The 17,315-nt window shown below is 38.3% G+C and carries 15 protein-coding genes; 5 read left to right on the top strand and 10 right to left on the bottom strand.

Annotated elements, in window-relative coordinates; genetic code table 11:
• Positions 1 to 585: 585 nt before the first annotated feature.
• Complete coding sequence (locus tag BUA71_RS09415) at positions 586 to 966, bottom strand: DUF1573 domain-containing protein (RefSeq protein WP_072879109.1); 381 nt, start codon at positions 964 to 966, stop codon at positions 586 to 588.
• Positions 967 to 1,099: 133 nt separating this feature from the next.
• On the opposite strand from BUA71_RS09415, the gene BUA71_RS09420 reads away from it, so the two are divergent.
• On the top strand, positions 1,100 to 3,730 hold the full coding sequence (locus BUA71_RS09420; protein WP_072879025.1) for a valine--tRNA ligase: 2,631 nt from the start codon (positions 1,100 to 1,102) through the stop codon (positions 3,728 to 3,730).
• Between the two features lie 192 nt (positions 3,731 to 3,922).
• On the opposite strand, the gene BUA71_RS09425 is transcribed toward BUA71_RS09420, so the two are convergent.
• The 6 genes from BUA71_RS09425 to rsfS form a co-directional block, all read right to left on the bottom strand.
• On the bottom strand, positions 3,923 to 4,195 hold the full coding sequence (locus BUA71_RS09425) for an acyl-CoA-binding protein (protein WP_072879027.1): 273 nt from the start codon (positions 4,193 to 4,195) through the stop codon (positions 3,923 to 3,925).
• Between the two features lie 10 nt (positions 4,196 to 4,205).
• Positions 4,206 to 4,862, bottom strand: a complete 657-nt coding sequence (locus BUA71_RS09430) for a phosphatidylserine decarboxylase family protein (protein ID WP_072879029.1) — start codon at positions 4,860 to 4,862, stop codon at positions 4,206 to 4,208.
• On the bottom strand, positions 4,852 to 5,655 hold the full coding sequence (locus tag BUA71_RS09435; RefSeq protein WP_072879031.1) for a phosphatidate cytidylyltransferase: 804 nt from the start codon (positions 5,653 to 5,655) through the stop codon (positions 4,852 to 4,854). Before BUA71_RS09435 ends, BUA71_RS09430 begins: the two co-directional genes overlap by 11 nt.
• A gap of 5 nt (positions 5,656 to 5,660) precedes the next feature.
• On the bottom strand, positions 5,661 to 6,272 hold the full coding sequence (locus BUA71_RS09440) for an LUD domain-containing protein (RefSeq protein ID WP_072879033.1): 612 nt from the start codon (positions 6,270 to 6,272) through the stop codon (positions 5,661 to 5,663).
• Positions 6,273 to 6,370: 98 nt separating this feature from the next.
• Positions 6,371 to 8,437, bottom strand: a complete 2,067-nt coding sequence (ftsH, locus tag BUA71_RS09445; RefSeq protein ID WP_072879035.1) for an ATP-dependent zinc metalloprotease FtsH — start codon at positions 8,435 to 8,437, stop codon at positions 6,371 to 6,373.
• Positions 8,438 to 8,461: 24 nt separating this feature from the next.
• On the bottom strand, positions 8,462 to 8,833 hold the full coding sequence (gene rsfS, locus BUA71_RS09450; protein ID WP_072879037.1) for a ribosome silencing factor: 372 nt from the start codon (positions 8,831 to 8,833) through the stop codon (positions 8,462 to 8,464).
• A gap of 95 nt (positions 8,834 to 8,928) precedes the next feature.
• Between rsfS and BUA71_RS09455 the strand changes: the two genes are divergently transcribed.
• Positions 8,929 to 9,657: a biotin--[acetyl-CoA-carboxylase] ligase gene (locus BUA71_RS09455; RefSeq protein WP_072879039.1), complete on the top strand. Its 729-nt coding sequence runs from the start codon at positions 8,929 to 8,931 to the stop codon at positions 9,655 to 9,657.
• 282 nt (positions 9,658 to 9,939) lie between these two features.
• Here the strand turns inward: BUA71_RS09455 and BUA71_RS09460 are convergent, their stop codons facing one another.
• Both BUA71_RS09460 and pyrE read right to left on the bottom strand, forming a co-directional pair.
• A complete protein-coding gene (locus BUA71_RS09460; RefSeq protein ID WP_072879041.1) occupies positions 9,940 to 10,338 on the bottom strand; it encodes an SRPBCC family protein in 399 nt (132 codons plus the stop codon).
• A complete protein-coding gene (pyrE, locus tag BUA71_RS09465) occupies positions 10,338 to 10,979 on the bottom strand; it encodes an orotate phosphoribosyltransferase (protein WP_072879043.1) in 642 nt (213 codons plus the stop codon). The genes BUA71_RS09460 and pyrE overlap by 1 nt, the downstream gene beginning before the upstream one ends.
• A gap of 7 nt (positions 10,980 to 10,986) precedes the next feature.
• Between pyrE and BUA71_RS09470 the strand changes: the two genes are divergently transcribed.
• Positions 10,987 to 11,610, top strand: coding sequence for an NUDIX hydrolase (locus BUA71_RS09470; protein WP_072879045.1), 624 nt, complete (start codon positions 10,987 to 10,989; stop codon positions 11,608 to 11,610).
• Here BUA71_RS09470 and BUA71_RS09475 read toward each other — a convergent pair.
• Entirely contained in the window at positions 11,578 to 13,329 is a 1,752-nt protein-coding gene (locus tag BUA71_RS09475) for a M14 family metallopeptidase (RefSeq protein WP_072879111.1), read from the bottom strand. The genes BUA71_RS09470 and BUA71_RS09475 overlap by 33 nt on opposite strands.
• 155 nt (positions 13,330 to 13,484) lie before the next feature.
• Here BUA71_RS09475 and BUA71_RS09480 point away from each other — a divergent pair, with 155 nt between their 5' ends.
• Positions 13,485 to 14,771 carry a PQQ-dependent sugar dehydrogenase gene (locus tag BUA71_RS09480; RefSeq protein WP_072879114.1) on the top strand — a complete coding sequence of 429 codons (1,287 nt, stop codon included), beginning with the start codon at positions 13,485 to 13,487 and terminating at the stop codon, positions 14,769 to 14,771.
• Between the two features lie 13 nt (positions 14,772 to 14,784).
• Positions 14,785 to 17,070: a TonB-dependent receptor family protein gene (locus tag BUA71_RS09485; RefSeq protein ID WP_072879046.1), complete on the top strand. Its 2,286-nt coding sequence runs from the start codon at positions 14,785 to 14,787 to the stop codon at positions 17,068 to 17,070.
• Positions 17,071 to 17,315 lie beyond the last annotated feature (245 nt).

The following is a 17,315-nucleotide window of genomic DNA, read 5'->3' on the forward strand; positions in this document are numbered from 1 at the left end:
TTTTGATTTTAAGGATTGCAAATTGCAAATTATAGGAAGATTTCACTACACTTTTAAGCACGTCTTCCAGACAACGAAAATACCATTTTAGCAGATAAAACCCAAGTTTTCGAAACATTGGATACAAAAAAAGCCATCTGGATTAAGACGGCTTTTTGTTTGTGGAATCAAAGGTTTAAAACCTTTGTGGAATTATAACTGTTGGTTAAAGAACAATAGCGTCCTAAACGTTTTTGTTGATATTTTTTAAGAACCTATTATAATTCGATAGCTTTTTATAATGATTGGGATAATTTTTAGTAGTACGGTTTCTTCGGCCTATCGAAAATTTATCGTAAAATTTGAAGTGAAAATTCCGTAAAATTTTAGGCTGTTTGAGCAAAACGGATTTTTCAAATTTATACTAAAGGTTATTGGCGAGTTCCTAAAATTTAGGGAGTGAACGATAAATTTAGATAAAGTTTCGTAAGCCTAGACTTTTTTATTTCTTTTTTGGGCAATGCAAAAAAGAATAAATAATATTAAAAAGTTTAGAGATAAATTCTGTTCTAAAATTGATTAGGACATTACTGGTTAAAGAAAAACTTATTCTTTTTCCACTACTCTTCCTTTTATTTTTAAAGCTTTGGTAGCTTCTTCAGCATTAGAATAAACGCTTACGGTTCTTCGAATAGGTCCCACTAATTTAGTGTTGTACTTCACCATAATTTCACCAGATTCGCCGGGTTGTATTGGTTCTTCTGGCTTTTTAGGAATGGTACACCCACAACTGGAAGTAACATCAGAAATAATAAGAGGGGCGTTCCCGGTATTGGTAAATTCAAAAATCCGAACGCCATCGCTTCCTTTTTCAATTTTTCCGTAATCTATAGTTTCAGTTTTAAATTCTATTTTTGCTGTTTCCTGTGCCATTGCAGTACCTGTACCGACTGCTACAAAAATGGCAATTGCAATTAATTTTTTCATCATTTTCTGGTTTTTAGAGCATATTAAAGATAAGCCGAAATATGCCCGATTCAAAATTATAATTAAATCAACTTCTTTTAAAATCCTTTAGTTATAATTACTTTTGCCTTTATTTTTCAAAAACCAGACCAAGATGGCAATCGCATCACAATATAACTCGAAAGAGGTAGAAGATAAATGGTATAACTACTGGATGGAAAACCGGTATTTTCATTCAGAAGTGGATGAACGGGAACCTTACACTATTGTGATTCCGCCGCCCAATGTGACCGGGGTTTTGCATATGGGGCATATGCTGAACAATACTATTCAGGATGTACTGGTGCGTCGCGCCCGCTTAAAAGGTTATAATGCTTGCTGGGTGCCGGGGACAGATCACGCCTCTATTGCTACAGAAGCTAAAGTGGTAGCGAAATTAAAGGCCGAGGGAATTGATAAAAATGATCTTAGCCGTGAGGAATTTCTACAACACGCCTGGGAATGGACTCATAAACACGGCGGAATTATCCTGGAGCAGTTGAAAAAACTGGGAGCATCCTGCGATTGGGAACGCACCAAGTTTACGATGGATGAAAAGATGTCTGCTTCGGTGATTAAGGTTTTTATAGATCTTTATGAAAAAGGGTTTGTTTACAGAGGCTACCGAATGGTTAATTGGGATCCTGAGGCAAAAACCACCCTGTCTGACGAGGAAGTGATTTACCAGGAAAAACAAGGAAATTTATATTACCTTAATTATAAAATTGAAGGTAGTGACGAGGTGGTAACTATCGCTACTACCAGGCCCGAAACTATTCTTGGTGATACTGCGCTTTGTATTAACCCTAATGATGAGCGCTTTGCACATTTAAAAGGTAAAAAAGCTATTGTACCGGTTTGCGATAGGGTAGTGCCTATTATTGAAGATGAATATGTAGATATTGAGTTTGGAACCGGTTGTTTAAAAGTTACCCCGGCGCACGATGAAAATGATAAAATGCTTGGGGATAAGCATCAGTTAGATGTGATCGATATCTTTAACGATGATGCCAGCCTTAATGAATATGGTTTGCACTATAACGGAAAAGACCGGTTTCAAGTTCGAAAAGAAATCGTTGCAGAACTAAAAGAACTTGGGGTGCTAAGCAAAGTTGAAGAACATCCCAATAAAGTAGGTACAAGTGAGCGCACCGGCGCGGTTATAGAGCCTAAATTGAGTGACCAGTGGTTTCTAAAGATGAAAGAAATGGCCAAACCGGCCATTGAAGCAGTAACCGGGGATGCTATAAACTTAGTGCCAGAAAAATTCCTGAATACTTACAAACATTGGATGGAAAATGTGCGTGATTGGAATATCTCGCGACAATTATGGTGGGGACATCAAATTCCCGCTTATTACTTTGGAAGTGGAAAGGAAGACTTTGTCGTTGCTGAAACTGCCGAAGAAGCTTTGGAAAAAGCGCGTGAAAAATCGGGGAATTCATCTTTAGCACTTAAAGACCTTAAGCAGGATGAGGATGCTTTAGACACCTGGTTCTCATCCTGGTTGTGGCCAATGAGCGTTTTTAATGGAATTTTGGAGCCAGAAAATGAGGAAATTGAATATTATTATCCCACTAACGATCTTGTAACCGCCCCGGAAATTTTATTCTTCTGGGTGGCCCGTATGATTATGGCGGGTTATGAATACCGGGAGGAAAGACCTTTTAAAAATGTTTATCTAACCGGAATAGTGCGCGACAAACAACGTCGTAAAATGTCTAAATCCCTGGGGAATTCTCCAGATCCCTTGGGTTTAATTGAAAAGTATGGTGCCGATGGCGTTAGGGTAGGAATGTTATTGAGTTCTCCCGCGGGGAACGATCTTATGTTTGAAGAAGATTTATGTAAGCAGGGAAGCGCTTTTGCCAATAAAATTTGGAATGCTTTTAGGTTGGTAAAAGGCTGGGAAGTTTCTGAAGAAAAAGAACAGGATGAAACTGCTAAAATCGCCGTAGAATGGTACACGGCAAAATTTAATAAAACCCTGGCAGAAATTGAAGATCATTATTCTAAATACCGTATAAGTGACGCTTTAATGTCCACGTACAAATTGGTGTGGGACGATTACTGCTCCTGGTTTTTGGAAATGGTAAAACCGGCTTATGGCCAACCTATAGATGCTAAAACTTATAATGCAGTAATTGCTATTTTAGAAAATAACCTAAAGATTCTTCATCCTTTTATGCCTTTTGTGAGTGAAGAAATTTGGCAGGAAATAACTTCCAGAAAACCAGAAGAAGCACTTATTGTGGCGCAATGGCCGGAACTAAAGGAATTTGATGCAGAAATAATCAAAAATTTTAGTTTTGCTTCAGAAGTAATCGCGGGGCTTAGGAAAGTGAGGAAGGAGAAGAATATTTCGTTTAAAAACACTATAGATCTTAAGGTGATGAACAATGAAAATGCTTCAGAAGTATTTGACCCGGTGATCCTAAAGATGGCAAATATCGCTAATTTTGATTATGTAGATAAACAGGTTGAGGGCGCACTTTCTTTTCGCGTAAAATCTAACGAATATTTTATCCCTATCCTGGGAGCTATAGATGTTGAAGCTGAAATTAAAAAGCTGGAAGAAGAATTAAAATACAATGAAGGATTCTTGAAATCTGTGGAAAAGAAGCTCTCAAATGAACGCTTTGTAAACAATGCGCCAGAGAAGGTTGTTGCGATAGAAAAAGCTAAAAAAGCTGATGCTGAAGGAAAAATAGAAGCAATAAAGTCTAGCCTGAATAGTTTGAGATAATTTTATTGGAATTCTTAAAGCCCGATGAAGCTTTTAAAATCAAAAATAAATACCCGGTAAGTTTTTGCCGGGTTTTTTTGTTTGAATCGCGGGGCGATGGCCAGGAGTTTGATCCCTCAGGGGGTTAGCCTCGAAATTAAAGTGTATATTATTTATTTTTTTGGTGATATCTAGAGAATAAAGCTTGGCATATTACTCCTCAATCTCTCCAATATGTTCCTCTACAAGCGCTATATATTTTTCTCTTGCTTCGCGTTTGCTTAGGTTTTTTACCTGCACCAGAGCATTAATTTTAAAGGCGCTTCTTAGGTCGCCTTCATTGGTGGGAGGGATATAAAAACCATTGGCCTGCGTTGCCCTTTTGTAATAAGCATAAAAATGTAACATGACATCTGGAGCAAACTTTTCTTCAGTTTTGCTCGCCATATCGTAGGCCTTTAAAAATTTTTCTTCGGTGTGGTTCATAGCTCTTTCCTTATGCTTCTAAACTGGCTATTACACTTAAACCTCCTTTTACTTTTTGATCTAGACCAACTAAAATTGGAGTACCTACAGGTAATAAAACATCTACCCGCGAGCCAAATTTTATAAATCCGCTATCGCTTCCCTGTATTACTTCTTTTCCTGTTTCGGCGTAGTTTACAATTCTTTTGGCCATTGCACCGGCAATTTGTCGATATAGAATTTCACCCGCTACTTGATTTTCAACAACAACAGTGGTGCGCTCATTCTCTTCGCTGGATTTTGGATGCCAGGCTACCAGGAATTTACCGGGATGATACTTGCTATACTTCACTTTTCCGCCTACCGGATGTCTTGTCACATGCACATTTATAGGCGACATAAATATGGAAACCTGTATGCGTTTGTCTTTAAAAAACTCTTTCTCATAAACCTCTTCAATGGCAACTACCTTTCCATCTACCGGGGAGACGATATTGGCGTCATTAAGTTGGGTTTCGCGTTTCGGATTTCTAAAAAACTGAATGATGAGTAAAAACAACACCACAGAAATTAATAAAATGGCAAACCTTATCCAGTACGTATTTATAAACGAAACTGAAATGATATTTATTGCGATTAACAGCAGTGCTGTAACCGTCATTATTTTGTATCCTTCTTTATGAAACATAATTTAAAATATAGAGATAAGCATATACAAACGGACTCGCAAAGATAATACTATCTAATCTATCAAACAATCCGCCGTGACCGGGCATAAGCGATCCGCTATCCTTTACACCAGCCTGTCTTTTAAATTTTGACTGGATAAGATCCCCCAAAGTACCAAAAACACTAAGTATTATAGCCATTCCCAACCAAATAGGAAACGTGAGGAAACCGGTAAAAAAAGCGATTCCATAGCTAATCGCACAGCAAAAAATTAGACCACCAAGAAAACCTTCAATAGTTTTATTTGGGGAGATACGTTCAAAAAGTTTTCGTCGGCCAAAATTTTTACCAACAATATACGCAAAAGTATCGTTGGTCCAAATCAAGACAAAAATACCTACTACCAATTTGGGAATAAATACCCCTTCTATGGTTGGGATTAAGGTGAGGAAAATAACCGACGAAATAAGATAAAAAATAATAATTATATATTTTTTCTTTTCAAATACCGGGATTTTACGAACTACCAGAAGATCTTTTACCAGGAATAAATTTACAAAAATAGTAATAAAGAGCAGTAGGATTGTTGCGTCTTGATTAAACTTTAAATAACTGAAGAGGTAAAATAATAACGCCTGTACCGCATATAATGCATAACTTTTTAAATGCAGGAGTTTTTGCATTTCAATAAGACATACCAGGCCTAAGAGATAGAAAAGACTAATGAAAATAAATTCTGAAGAGAGAATGGAGGCTACTAATATTGATATATACAATAAGCCTGAAATAGTTCTAATAATACCTTCCCTCATATTTGTTACAGATCTTCCAACAGGAGCAAATATAGGTTTTTTGTACTACTTCCATAGCTCATAAAATCTCCTTCTTTTTGGGTTTCGAAATTTTTAATGGTAGTAATATTTGAAGGAATTCGTTGTTTATTTCTAAACTTGATGCCACGAAGTCCTTCACCTATAGAATCTATAAGTTGGCTGGTAGATGAAATAATCACAAAGTTATCTGGTAAATCCTTTAATTTTGCTTCTTTAATCTGGTTTGAGGAGATTAGAATAGAACCATCATTAGCAATAAGATATTCACAGGTGGAAAGAAAGAAAGGCGCGGCTCCACTGGGTTTAAAATCTAAATTGAAGCCATTAAATTTATTTTCCAGATTGGGATCAAGACAAAAGCACTCACTTTCATACCAGTCATTCTCCAGTAGTATATTATCAAAAGCTTCTAGAACTTCATCCTCATCCTCACAGTATAGAAATTTACCGCCATTATTTTTAAAATTAAGCATAAAACGCTCATCGGTTGGTAATTTAACCTCCGGCATATATTTTCCCCGATCAGCTTTTTCAGGATTTTCCTGTTTTTTGTCTGATTTAGATTTAGGGTAAAGAAATTTTCTAAATAGACTCATAGAGTTTTGAGTGTAGTTCTAACTGTCATTTTACCAAAGATAAAAAATCTTAATTTAGGACTTGCCTAAATTAAGATTTTTTAAAACCTGGTTATAAACTATTTGTTAATTGAATCGTTTTCTGTCAAGGTATTTTCTTCAGAATTATCTCCTGGAGTAGGATTTTGTTTGGCAGTTTCTGATGCCTGCTCCTCAATTTTTGGAGAGTCCTTTTTACCTAAAACTTCTGTCTTTTCCTTATCCTTATCAAAGGGTCTCTCTCCAAAGATACGCTCAAGGTCATCTTTAAAGATTACTTCTTTATCTAATAAAATTTCAGCCAATTGCGTTAACTTGTCTTTATGATGTTCTAACAAGTCTAAAGCTCTTTGGTACTGACTTTCAATTAGGGCAGAAATTTCTCTATCGATAATTTCAGAAGTGCTTTCACTATATGGTTTGGTGAAATTATATTCTCCCTGTCCCGAAGAATCATAGTACGTAAGGTTTCCTACTTTCTCGTTGAGTCCGTAGATGGTCACCATCGCCTTGGCTTGTTTTGTTACTTTTTCAAGGTCACTAAGTGCGCCGGTAGATATCTTATCGAAAATCACCCGCTCTGCGGCACGACCTCCCAGGGCAGCACACATTTCGTCAAGCATTTGCTCTGGTCGAACAATAAGTCGTTCTTCTGGTAAATACCAGGCAGCACCTAAGGATTGTCCGCGAGGTACAATAGTCACTTTTACCAGGGGGGCAGCGTGCTCCAACATCCAACTCACTGTAGCGTGGCCGGCCTCATGAAAAGCAATCGCTTTTTTCTCATCTGGCGTGATAATTTTATTTTTCTTCTCAAGACCACCTACAATACGATCTACGGCATCTAAGAAATCCTGTTTGCCAACCGCTTTATTTCCTTTTCTGGCAGCAACAAGAGCAGCTTCGTTACATACGTTCGCAATATCTGCACCAGAGAATCCCGGGGTTTGCTTGGCCAGAAACTCCGTGTCTAATTCGTCTGCCACTTTCTTAAGTGGTCTTAGGTGAACTTCAAAAATTTCCTTACGTTCGTTAAGATCTGGCAAATCAACATAAATTTGACGGTCAAAACGTCCCGCTCGCATTAAAGCTTTATCCAGGACATCGGCACGGTTTGTCGCGGCTACCACAATCACGTTAGTGTTGGTGCCAAATCCGTCCATCTCGGTCAATAACTGGTTTAAGGTATTTTCGCGTTCGTCATTAGAACCGCCAAAATTACTTTTTCCTCGAGCTCTACCAATGGCATCGATCTCATCGATAAAAATAATTGAAGGTGATTTCTCTTTGGCTTGTTTAAAGAGGTCACGTACCCTGGAAGCACCTACCCCAACAAACATCTCTACAAAATCTGAACCCGATAGGGAAAAGAAAGGTACTTTAGCCTCCCCGGCAACAGCTTTTGCCAGTAAGGTTTTACCCGTTCCGGGAGGACCTACTAACAAAGCTCCTTTTGGTATTTTCCCACCAAGAGAGGTATATTTGTCTGGATTTTTGAGGAAATCCACTACCTCCTGTACTTCTTCCTTCGCGCCTTCTAAGCCGGCCACATCTTTAAAAGAAGTTTTTACATCGGTATTTTGATCGAATAATTTTGCTTTAGATTTTCCTATATTGAAAATTTGACCTCCGGCACCACCACCAGCTCCAGAACTCATTTTTCGCATAATAAAAATCCAAACCCCAATAATTAAGATAAAAGGGAGTAGGGCCCAAAAGATTTCACCCCACATATTGCTCTGGGTATCGTAGGTTACTACCGTATCCAGATTATTTTCTTTTTTTATATCTTTAATATCGTTCTCCAGGTTTTGAAGATCTCCAAATTCAAAACTATATGCCGGGGTCTCCCCACCCGAAGCAAAGATCTCTTGTTCATTAGAAGATTTGTGGACGCTTTTCTCTTTAGCCTCTTCGGTAAGATATACTTTAGCCTGTTTTCTATTTACAATTTCTACTTTTTTTACATCGCCATTACGCAAGTAGTTAAGAAATTCGGCCGGGTTTGTTTTAGCCGGTTCAGAAAAACCGCCTCCGCTAAAGAAATTTATTCCTATAAAAATGATAATTATAGCGGCATAGATCCAATAAGCACTAAATTTAGGCTTCTTAGGGTCTGTGTTTTTTTTGGGTTGTTGTTTCGCCATTATTGGTAACTCTTAAATAAATTTTTAATAATTAGTTTCTATGGAGGTGATTTTAGCATCACCCCAAAGGCTTTCTATATCGTAAAACTCTCTAATGTGTTTTTGGAAGACGTGCACTACAATATTTACATAATCTAATAAAACCCATTCGGCGTTTTCGCTTCCCTCTACGTGCCAGGGTTTATCCTGAAGTGCTTTACTAACTGTCTTTTGAATGGAATTTACTATGGCGTTCACCTGTGTGTTGGAAGTACCGTTACAAATAATAAAATAATCACATACAGTGTTTTCTATTTGTCTAAGGTCCAGAATATCAATGTTATTTCCTTTTACTTCTTCAATTCCTTTAATTATATGTGCAATAAGTTGATCGTTGTTCGGTTCTTTTTTTGCCATTAAAATTGATTATTTTTGCAAAGTTATTACTTTTTGGCTGGTTTAAGGCTTAGTTTACATAACATTTAACGCCCGTTTTAGTTCTATTTATTTATATGCGTATAATCAAAGTTAATGCCATCAATTCTACCAATGAGTTTGTGCGTGAACTCTACCGTAAAAACCCCGGTATAGAATCGTTCTGTGTAGTGGCGAAAACCCAAACAAAAGGAAGGGGGCAACGCGGCACCGGGTGGGCGTCTAACACAGGGGAGAACCTTACATTTAGTGTTTTATATCCCGGAATAACCCTTGCAATTAAACAGCAATTTTTGTTGAGTGCCATTGTTTCTCTGGCTGTTTTAGAAGTGTTACAGAAGTTGGACATTCCTGCACTAAGTGTAAAATGGCCCAACGACATTATGTCAGCACGCCATAAAATTGCCGGTATTTTAATTGAAAATGTTCTAAAGGGGGAGCAAATTGCGGCTTCGGTAATTGGGGTAGGATTAAACGTAAATCAGGTTTCTTTTCCCAATCTTCCTCAAGCCGGTTCTCTAAAACTGGTAACCGGGAATGATTTCAATTTAGAAGAATTACTAATTAAAATCTCTGATAAGCTGGAAGAAAAAATAAACGGAATTTCTTCGGAAGAAGATAGCGTTCTTAAGGAGTATGAAAGTAAAATGTTTCGGCGCAATATAGTTTCTACGTTTCAATATCCCAATGGAGATTATGTAAGCGGAATTATACGCGGAATCACCAATTCCGGGAGGTTAAAAGTGGAAATTGAAGACTCCGTTATTAAAACTTTCGATTTAAAAGAAGTGAAGTTGATGTTTTAAGTTTAATTAAGTTCAAAGTTCAAAGTTCAAAGTTCAAAGTTCAAGGTTTGATGTTTGAACTGAACAACAAACACCAAACAACAAACACAAAAAGAGATTGCCGCGCTCCTTCGTCGCTCGCAATGACCCGAACAGTTTGCAGTTGCAGTATTCAGTAGGCAAAAACGACAAACGACAAACCACAAACCAACCAAGACCTAACCTGTTTAGAACCAAACCATCGGCCCATCCCAAACCGACAACTGAAAACCGAGAACCCACAACTGATAACCGCCAACCGATCTAAACCTTCCCGATATTTTCAGCCAGCGTATTAATAAACTTTTTAAGAGGATTTTTTATCATCATCGCCATCATCGCGTTAAATTCGCCATTAAATTCCATAAAAACCTCGCTTCTATTTTCTTCAATTTCAGAAATATGGGCTTTTAAAGTGAAATCTAATTTTTCTGAAGTAGAACCTAAAACCACCAGTTTTGGTTTTATACAGGCATCCTCCTGAATGCGTAACTTAATTTCAGGCATGCCTTTAAGCGCGAAAATAAAGGTTTTATCGTCCCTTACTTCAATTTTCTCCTTAGTCTCTGGCATTAATTGTTCGTAATTTTCAACGTTCATAAGAAAATCGAACATTTCCTGCTCACTTTTATGAGCAGTTACTTTTGGGCTTTCTATATTCATTATTTTTTCCAGTTAGCGGGATCCTGTCGCCATTCCCTTAAAATTCCGGCTTCAGAAGCATTAATATAATTGGTGCGTTGAGCAGTTTCCAGTAAATAATCGTAGTCACTTAAAGTATGTAAATCTACCCCGGCTTCTTTAAAATTTTCTTGCGCAGTTTTAAATCCGTAAGTAAAGATCGCCAGCATACCTTTTACGTTTACTCCGGCTTCTTTTAGCGCTTTTACCGCGTTAAGACTACTTCTCCCTGTGCTGATAAGATCTTCTATGACTACCACATTCTGGCCTTCAGAAACATTACCTTCAATCTGGTTTTTACGACCGTGACTTTTAGCTTCTGGCCTTACATATACAAACGGAAGGCTTAAAATCTCTGCAACCAGAACGCCAATGCCAATAGCGCCGGTAGCAACACCTGCTACAACGTCTGGCTTACCATAAATTTCTTCCAGCTGCCTGGCAAACTGTTCTCTTATGTGATTTCTAATGGGAGGGTAAGATAATACGATGCGGTTGTCACAATAAATTGGTGACTTCCATCCGCTGGCCCAGGTAAAGGGTTCTTGTGGGTCTAATTTAATTGCTTTAATTTGCAGCAATAATTCAGCGGTAGTTTTGGCTGTTTCTTTATTTAAAATCATACTGCAAATGTATAAAGTTTTTGTTAATGATATTCCTTTAATTCTTTCAACTAAGAAAGATTTTGGTGATAATTATGTATCCCTGCCCATTAAGAAAGTGAGAATCAAACGCATAATAAAAAAAATAATTAAAGGAGAATTGCAGCATGTAAATCTTTATCACGAGAAAGAAGAGAAGTTATTAAAACATCTCTATAAAAAGCTACGTGTGGTTACTGCTGGTGGGGGAATGGTATTTAACGATCAAAACGAAGTCTTGTTTATCTACCGAAAAAAACGCTGGGACCTACCTAAAGGAAAAACTGAAAAAAACGAGAGTATCGAGGCTTCAGCGATTCGCGAAGTTGAAGAGGAAACCGGGGTAGAAGGTTTGGAAATTACCCGGTTTTTACAGAAAACTTTTCACATTTTTAAGCGAAAGGGCAGGTTAAGATTAAAAGTTACTTATTGGTATGAAATGCATACTTCCTATACCGGGGAATTGCGACCCGAAACCAAGGAAGATATCGTAAAAGCAAAATGGAAAAACCTTGAAAAAAGCCGAAAAGCCCTTCAGAAATCCTACGGAAACATCAAATTGCTTTTTCCAGAAGAATATTTATCGCAGCATTCTAAAGATGGGATAGCGTAGGTGGGCTTCTTCATAATATTTAGATTGCTTATGCAACCAGCTTAACTGGGCATACCAGTCTTTTGAAAATGCAGCATCGCCGGCTTTCTTTTCTTCAAACCGCTCTTTTAATTTGGGGTTTTGCGCTAAGAGTTCCTCTGCCAGATCCTCAAAAACATAAGGAGAAAAGCCTTCTTTTTGCTGAAGTACAGTGTCGAAAAAATTCCAGTTAAAAAAAGAATCGGGGGCGGTAGGTTCTAGAGTTTCCAGAAGATAGCGTACACCCGGCTGAAAGGTTTTTACCACAAGATCTCCTTTTCTAAAACTTACCGAATCCATTTCCCTTGTTACTTTGGTTTCACTGTGCAAATAATGTCCTTCATAGGCCTGGTCACGGGTTTTAAAATCTTTAATTCTTGCAGTCTCTACATATAAAGTGGTATCCTGGGATAAAGGTTCTAACTTTATCTTGTTTAATTTTAAAAGCTCGGTAAGCTGCCACCAGCCTTGTGGGATGATATAAGCACGCGGAATTTCTATAGTATCCCGGGCTACAAAATTATCGTAGTAATCAATTTCTTTGGTAAAAGGTTTCTTCCTATTGTATTTTAGGCGCTCCTGCCCGGTCACTTCACTCGTAAGCATTTCACCTTCATAACCTTTAAATTCCCTCTGGCTGGGGTTTTCCATATCGGGTTCAAAATTTATGGGGTACCAGCGCTTGGTAAGGTGTTCTTTTGTTGCCTGTGTACGTAAATCCTTAATTTTTAACCTATCTTTTTCTGCGATCCCAATCATACTGCGCAATAGCTCATAATTGCCTTCAACCCGTTTGGGATAGGGTTTTAACATATGCGTTTCTACCACGAGTCCTAAAGTATTCCATAAGGTGCTATAACCGCTGGAATAACGCGGAAGATCATTAAATTGCGAAAAGCCTTTTTCGGGCACTTCATTAAAAACATTTACATAAGGCGTAATATCCCAATCTTTTTGAGCTAATGAATCTTCTAAAGCCGGCATCATTTCTTTATTGAGATAGGCGCCAATTTTGCCGCCCAGCTTGTTGTGCTGCGTGAATAAATGAGTGAGTGTGTATTGATAATCGGCACCATTACTCACGTGATTATCAATAAAAATATCGGGGTTTACATAATGGAAAATTTCATAAAAGCTACGGGTATTTCGGGTATCGGCTTTTATAAAATCCCGGTTGAGGTCATAGTTCCTCGCGTTTCCCCTAAACCCATATTCAGCAGGACCATTTTGGTTGGTTCTTGAGGTGGAATTTCGGTTTAAAGCACCGCCAATATTATATATCGGGATGGTAGCAAAAACAGTTTTTTTAGGCGCGGGAATTGAATCTCCGGCCAGGTCCCTAAACAACATCATCGTGGCGTCTATCCCATCGGTTTCCCCGGGATGAATGCCGTTATTGACCAAAATAATGCTATGCTCTTTCTCCAGCTTTTCAAAATTAAAGTCTTCGGAAGGGCTAAAAATTGCCAGGTGCAGGGGCTTCCCACTATCGGTTTTTCCAAACTCTTTTAAACTAACTTTTCCTGAACTTTTAGCTAATTTGGTGTAAAATTCAATAACCTTATCGTAGGTATCGGTTTCTTTTCCTCCAGATTTCTCAAAACGAGTTTTAAGGTCGTAATCATTTTTTAGCTGGTATTTCTCCAAATCACAGGATAGTAATAGGCAAATTGCCAGGCCCAGGAGAAGATATTTTTTCATAATATACTTTACTAATAAGGGGATAAACTTACTTAAAAGCCTTAAAGCGACCAAAAAAACCTACTTTTTAAGTGGCTGTTAAATTAAACCTAATTCATGAATTTTTCTTTACAGCCCTTAAATTTAGACTTATTTTAGGCTCAAAAGCATTAATTATGAAGAAAATAGTCGGTATTTTAAGTTTAACGTTTTTATTTATTTTTTCTGCGGAAGTTGCAGCACAGGTGAATGAAAACCTTAGTAAAGAGAAAAAACAGGAGCTTTCAAAACGTCCCGTAGATGTTGTGCAAACTGAGATAGGTGAATTACGCCTGGTGCCGCCATACTCTTCAAAACCTGTAGCAAAAGAAAGTAAAGTTATTGGTTGGGATGATAAAAAACCCCAGGCCCCCGCCGGATTTAAAGTGACAAAATTTGCAGAAAACCTGGAGCATCCACGGCGCACCTATATTGCTCCAAATGACGATATCTTTGTAGTAGAATCTAATACAAAGAACAGTGCCAACCGCGTAAGTTTGCTGGTAGATAGCAATGGCGATGGGAAAGCAAACGAACGTAAAACTTTTATTGAAAATCTCAATCAGCCTTACGGAATGTTGATAGTGGATGATTATTTTTATGTAGCCAATACCGACGGAATTTTTCGCTATCCATATTCGGAAGGGGACACTAAAATTGAAGCTGAAGGAGAAAAAATACTTGACTTGCCGGCCGGCGGGTATAATCATCATTGGACCCGTAATTTAATCGCTAATGAAGACGGAAGTAAAATTTATGTTTCAGTGGGTTCCTCCAGCAATATTGGGGAATATGGGATGGATAAGGAAAAGAGACGTGCCGCAATCCTCGAAATAAATCCCGATGGTAGTGGTGAAAAACTATATGCCAGCGGACTGCGAAATCCTGTGGGAATGGATTGGAACCCGGTTACCGGTGAACTTTGGACGGCCGTAAACGAACGTGATAACCTGGGCAATAATTTGGTGCCAGATTATATTACCAGTGTTAAAAAAGGTGGTTGGTATGGCTGGCCATATTCCTATTTTGGTCAAATTAAAGATCCGCGTTGGGCCGAAGATCCCCATACAGAAATGGTTGAAAAAACTATTGTACCCGATGTGCCGGTAGGACCGCATACCGCTTCTCTGGGGCTTGCTTTTTACACCGGTGATAAATTTCCCAAAAAGTATAATAATGGAGCTTTTGTAGGACAACACGGTTCCTGGAACAGGGCGGTTTTCTCTGGCTATAAAGTGGTTTTTGTACCCTTTGATGAAAATGGAAAACCGGGTCAACCGGAAGATTTCTTAACGGGATTTATTGCTAATGAAGCACAAAGTGAGGTTCACGGGAGACCGGTGGGAATTAGCCTTACTAATAACGGGGAGTTGTTGGTGAGTGACGATGATGCCGGAGTAATTTGGAAAATTTCTGCAAATTAAAAAGTTTAGACTGTTGAAGAAAAAATTAGTATTTAGTTTGTTGCTGTTGGTTTTTGGAAAATTAGCTGCGCAGCAACAGGAGTTTAAAATTATTAGTAAAACCAATAACAAAGTTTTAGCCGGGGTAGGTGTTTATCAAGATGATGAGTTGATCACCAGCTCCAATGCAAAAGGGAAGTTTTACATTGAAGACGCGAGGCTTCCGGGAGAGTTTCAATTAAAAGCTCTGGGATTTGAGACTCGAGCGGTTTCCTTGAAAATAAATGACAGGCAGATTTTCTATTTAAGCCCCGCTTCCGAAGCACTTTCAGCAGTGATCTTGCGAAGCACGGTAATTCCCAAATCTTTACAAAAGATGCCGGCGACGATTAGTGTGGTTACGCCAAATGATTTTCAGCAAACAGACGGCACAAATATCCTGGAAAGCTTTAAAAAAGTCCCCGGAATGTATGTTAATGAGGGCGCGTTGAACACCAATAAAATCAATATTCGGGGAATTGGTGCGCGTTCGCAATACAGTACCAATAGGATTCAGGCTTATTTTGACGGGATTCCCCTGGCTACTGCAGAAGGGGAACTCACCTTAGACGATTTTGACCAGGAAAGCCTCAATAGGGTAGAGGTGATTAAAGGACCAACCTCCAGTATTTACGGTGCCGGGTTGGGCGGTTCCATTAATTTATATTCAAAAAATGGACAACAGCAGGGAGCAAAGGCTTCAATAAAAAGTCAGTTTGGAAGTTTTAATACGCAAAAACACGTATTTCAAGCTTCAAACACCACAAAATCTTCTGCTTTATTTGCTACTTTCAGCAGTCTCACCAGCGATGGCTATAGGGATAATGGTCGCTACAAAAGAAAATCAGCTTTGGTAAACGGAAGCTTAAATACTAGTGAAAACGGGAAATTGTCTTATCTGGCAAATTTCACCAGGTTAAAAGCTTTTATTCCCAGCTCGCTGAATAAGGAAAACTTTGAGAATAATCCGGAATCTGCCGCTTTTACCTGGGGCAAGGCAAAAGGTTATGAGTCTTATGACCGCGGGTTGCTGGGTGGCTCATATTCACATTCCCTGGATGATAATTTTACAAATATCACCAGTGTTTTTATAAGCTTTCGGGATGCTTATGAACCGCGACCTTTTGATATTTTAAAGGAAGAACGTGTTTCTACCGGAATCCGTACGAAGTTTAATTTGGAAACTTCCTTGTTCAATTTACCTTCAGAAATTAGCTTTGGGGGTGAATATTATAAAGAGTGGTATGAAACCGGAACTTTCCAAAATTTATATGAAGATTTTCCCGATGAAGGGAGTGTGTTAGGCGATCGCTTAAGCAACAATGAGCAAGATAGGAATTATGCGAACTTTTTTACGCAAATTAATATAAATCTGACGGAAAAATGGAACCTGGAAGCCGGCTTTAATTTAAACACTACAAAATACAGTTTGACCGATCTTTATTCCCGCGATGTAACAGACCAAACCGGGGATTACAGCTTTAATACCGTTTTTTCACCCAGAATAGGAAGTAGTTACGAATTGGCACCGGGAAAGAATATTTACGCATCGGTGAGCCAGGGATTTTCTACGCCTACTGTGGCAGAAACGCTAACCCCGGAGGGACAAATTAATACCGATCTAAAGCCGGAAACAGGAACTAATTATGAGCTTGGTTTTAAAGGAAATTGGTTCGAAAATAAATTATATACCGAAGTTTCGGTGTACTCTATTCAAATAGAAAATTTATTGGTGGCCCAGCGGGTTGCCGAGGATCAATATGTAGGGATTAATGCCGGAAAAACCAATCATAACGGGATTGAACTCTTAGCCAATTACCGTTTCCTTATCGGTAATGATCTTTCCGTTAAACCTTATGTAAATACTGCAATTAATTTCTTTGAATTTGATGAGTTTATTAATGAAGACAAAGATTTCTCCGGAAATGAATTGCCCGGTGTACCAAAATATACGATGAACCTTGGGTTTAACCTGGAAAGCGAAAGCGGGTTTGATTTCTTCGGAAATTATAGAAGCGTAGGGGAAATTCCGCTAGACGACGCCAACTCGGGATATACCGATCAATATCAAGTGTTAAATGTAAAAGCCGGCTACACCTTTGAAATTTTTAAAGATTTAAACCTGAATTTTTACGGCGGGGTAAACAATGTTTTCGATGAACATTATGCTGCGAGTATTGTTACTAATGCTGTTGGTTTTGGAGGAAAAGCACCCCGGTATTACTATCCCGGCAACCCCAGGAATTATTACGGCGGACTGCAATTGAATTATGTTTTTTAAAATTCCAGAGGATAAATTTTTTCCACGAATGCACGAATATTTTTATTTTCTAGGCTGTAGTTTAATAGAGCTATTCCAATTGTAATGATCTGTCATTCCGACGAAGGAGGAATCTTTTCTTAGGAATAAAGATTCTTCACGCCGCAAGCGTAGCCTGTCTTGAGCAAAAACGAAAGGCTCTAAATGTTAAACTAAGATATTACCAACGCAGAGTTAAACTAGGGCTATTTTCTATAATATTTAAT

Source organism: Salegentibacter echinorum, assembly GCF_900129445.1.
Classification (GTDB): domain Bacteria; phylum Bacteroidota; class Bacteroidia; order Flavobacteriales; family Flavobacteriaceae; genus Salegentibacter; species Salegentibacter echinorum.

Coding starts and splice junctions, on each gene's coding strand:
- BUA71_RS09460 (WP_072879041.1), bottom strand. CDS start 10,338: ATGAATATAGAAAGCCCAAAAGTAACTGCTCATAAAAGTGAGCAGGAA.
- BUA71_RS09415 (WP_072879109.1), bottom strand. CDS start 966: ATGAAAAAATTAATTGCAATTGCCATTTTTGTAGCAGTCGGTACAGGT.
- BUA71_RS09455 (WP_072879039.1), top strand. CDS start 8,929: ATGCGTATAATCAAAGTTAATGCCATCAATTCTACCAATGAGTTTGTG.
- BUA71_RS09420 (WP_072879025.1), top strand. CDS start 1,100: ATGGCAATCGCATCACAATATAACTCGAAAGAGGTAGAAGATAAATGG.
- BUA71_RS09435 (WP_072879031.1), bottom strand. CDS start 5,655: ATGAGGGAAGGTATTATTAGAACTATTTCAGGCTTATTGTATATATCA.
- BUA71_RS09470 (WP_072879045.1), top strand. CDS start 10,987: ATGTATAAAGTTTTTGTTAATGATATTCCTTTAATTCTTTCAACTAAG.
- BUA71_RS09475 (WP_072879111.1), bottom strand. CDS start 13,329: ATGAAAAAATATCTTCTCCTGGGCCTGGCAATTTGCCTATTACTATCC.
- BUA71_RS09430 (WP_072879029.1), bottom strand. CDS start 4,862: ATGTTTCATAAAGAAGGATACAAAATAATGACGGTTACAGCACTGCTG.
- pyrE (WP_072879043.1), bottom strand. CDS start 10,979: ATGATTTTAAATAAAGAAACAGCCAAAACTACCGCTGAATTATTGCTG.
- BUA71_RS09440 (WP_072879033.1), bottom strand. CDS start 6,272: ATGAGTCTATTTAGAAAATTTCTTTACCCTAAATCTAAATCAGACAAA.
- BUA71_RS09425 (WP_072879027.1), bottom strand. CDS start 4,195: ATGAACCACACCGAAGAAAAATTTTTAAAGGCCTACGATATGGCGAGC.
- ftsH (WP_072879035.1), bottom strand. CDS start 8,437: ATGGCGAAACAACAACCCAAAAAAAACACAGACCCTAAGAAGCCTAAA.
- BUA71_RS09480 (WP_072879114.1), top strand. CDS start 13,485: ATGAAGAAAATAGTCGGTATTTTAAGTTTAACGTTTTTATTTATTTTT.
- rsfS (WP_072879037.1), bottom strand. CDS start 8,833: ATGGCAAAAAAAGAACCGAACAACGATCAACTTATTGCACATATAATT.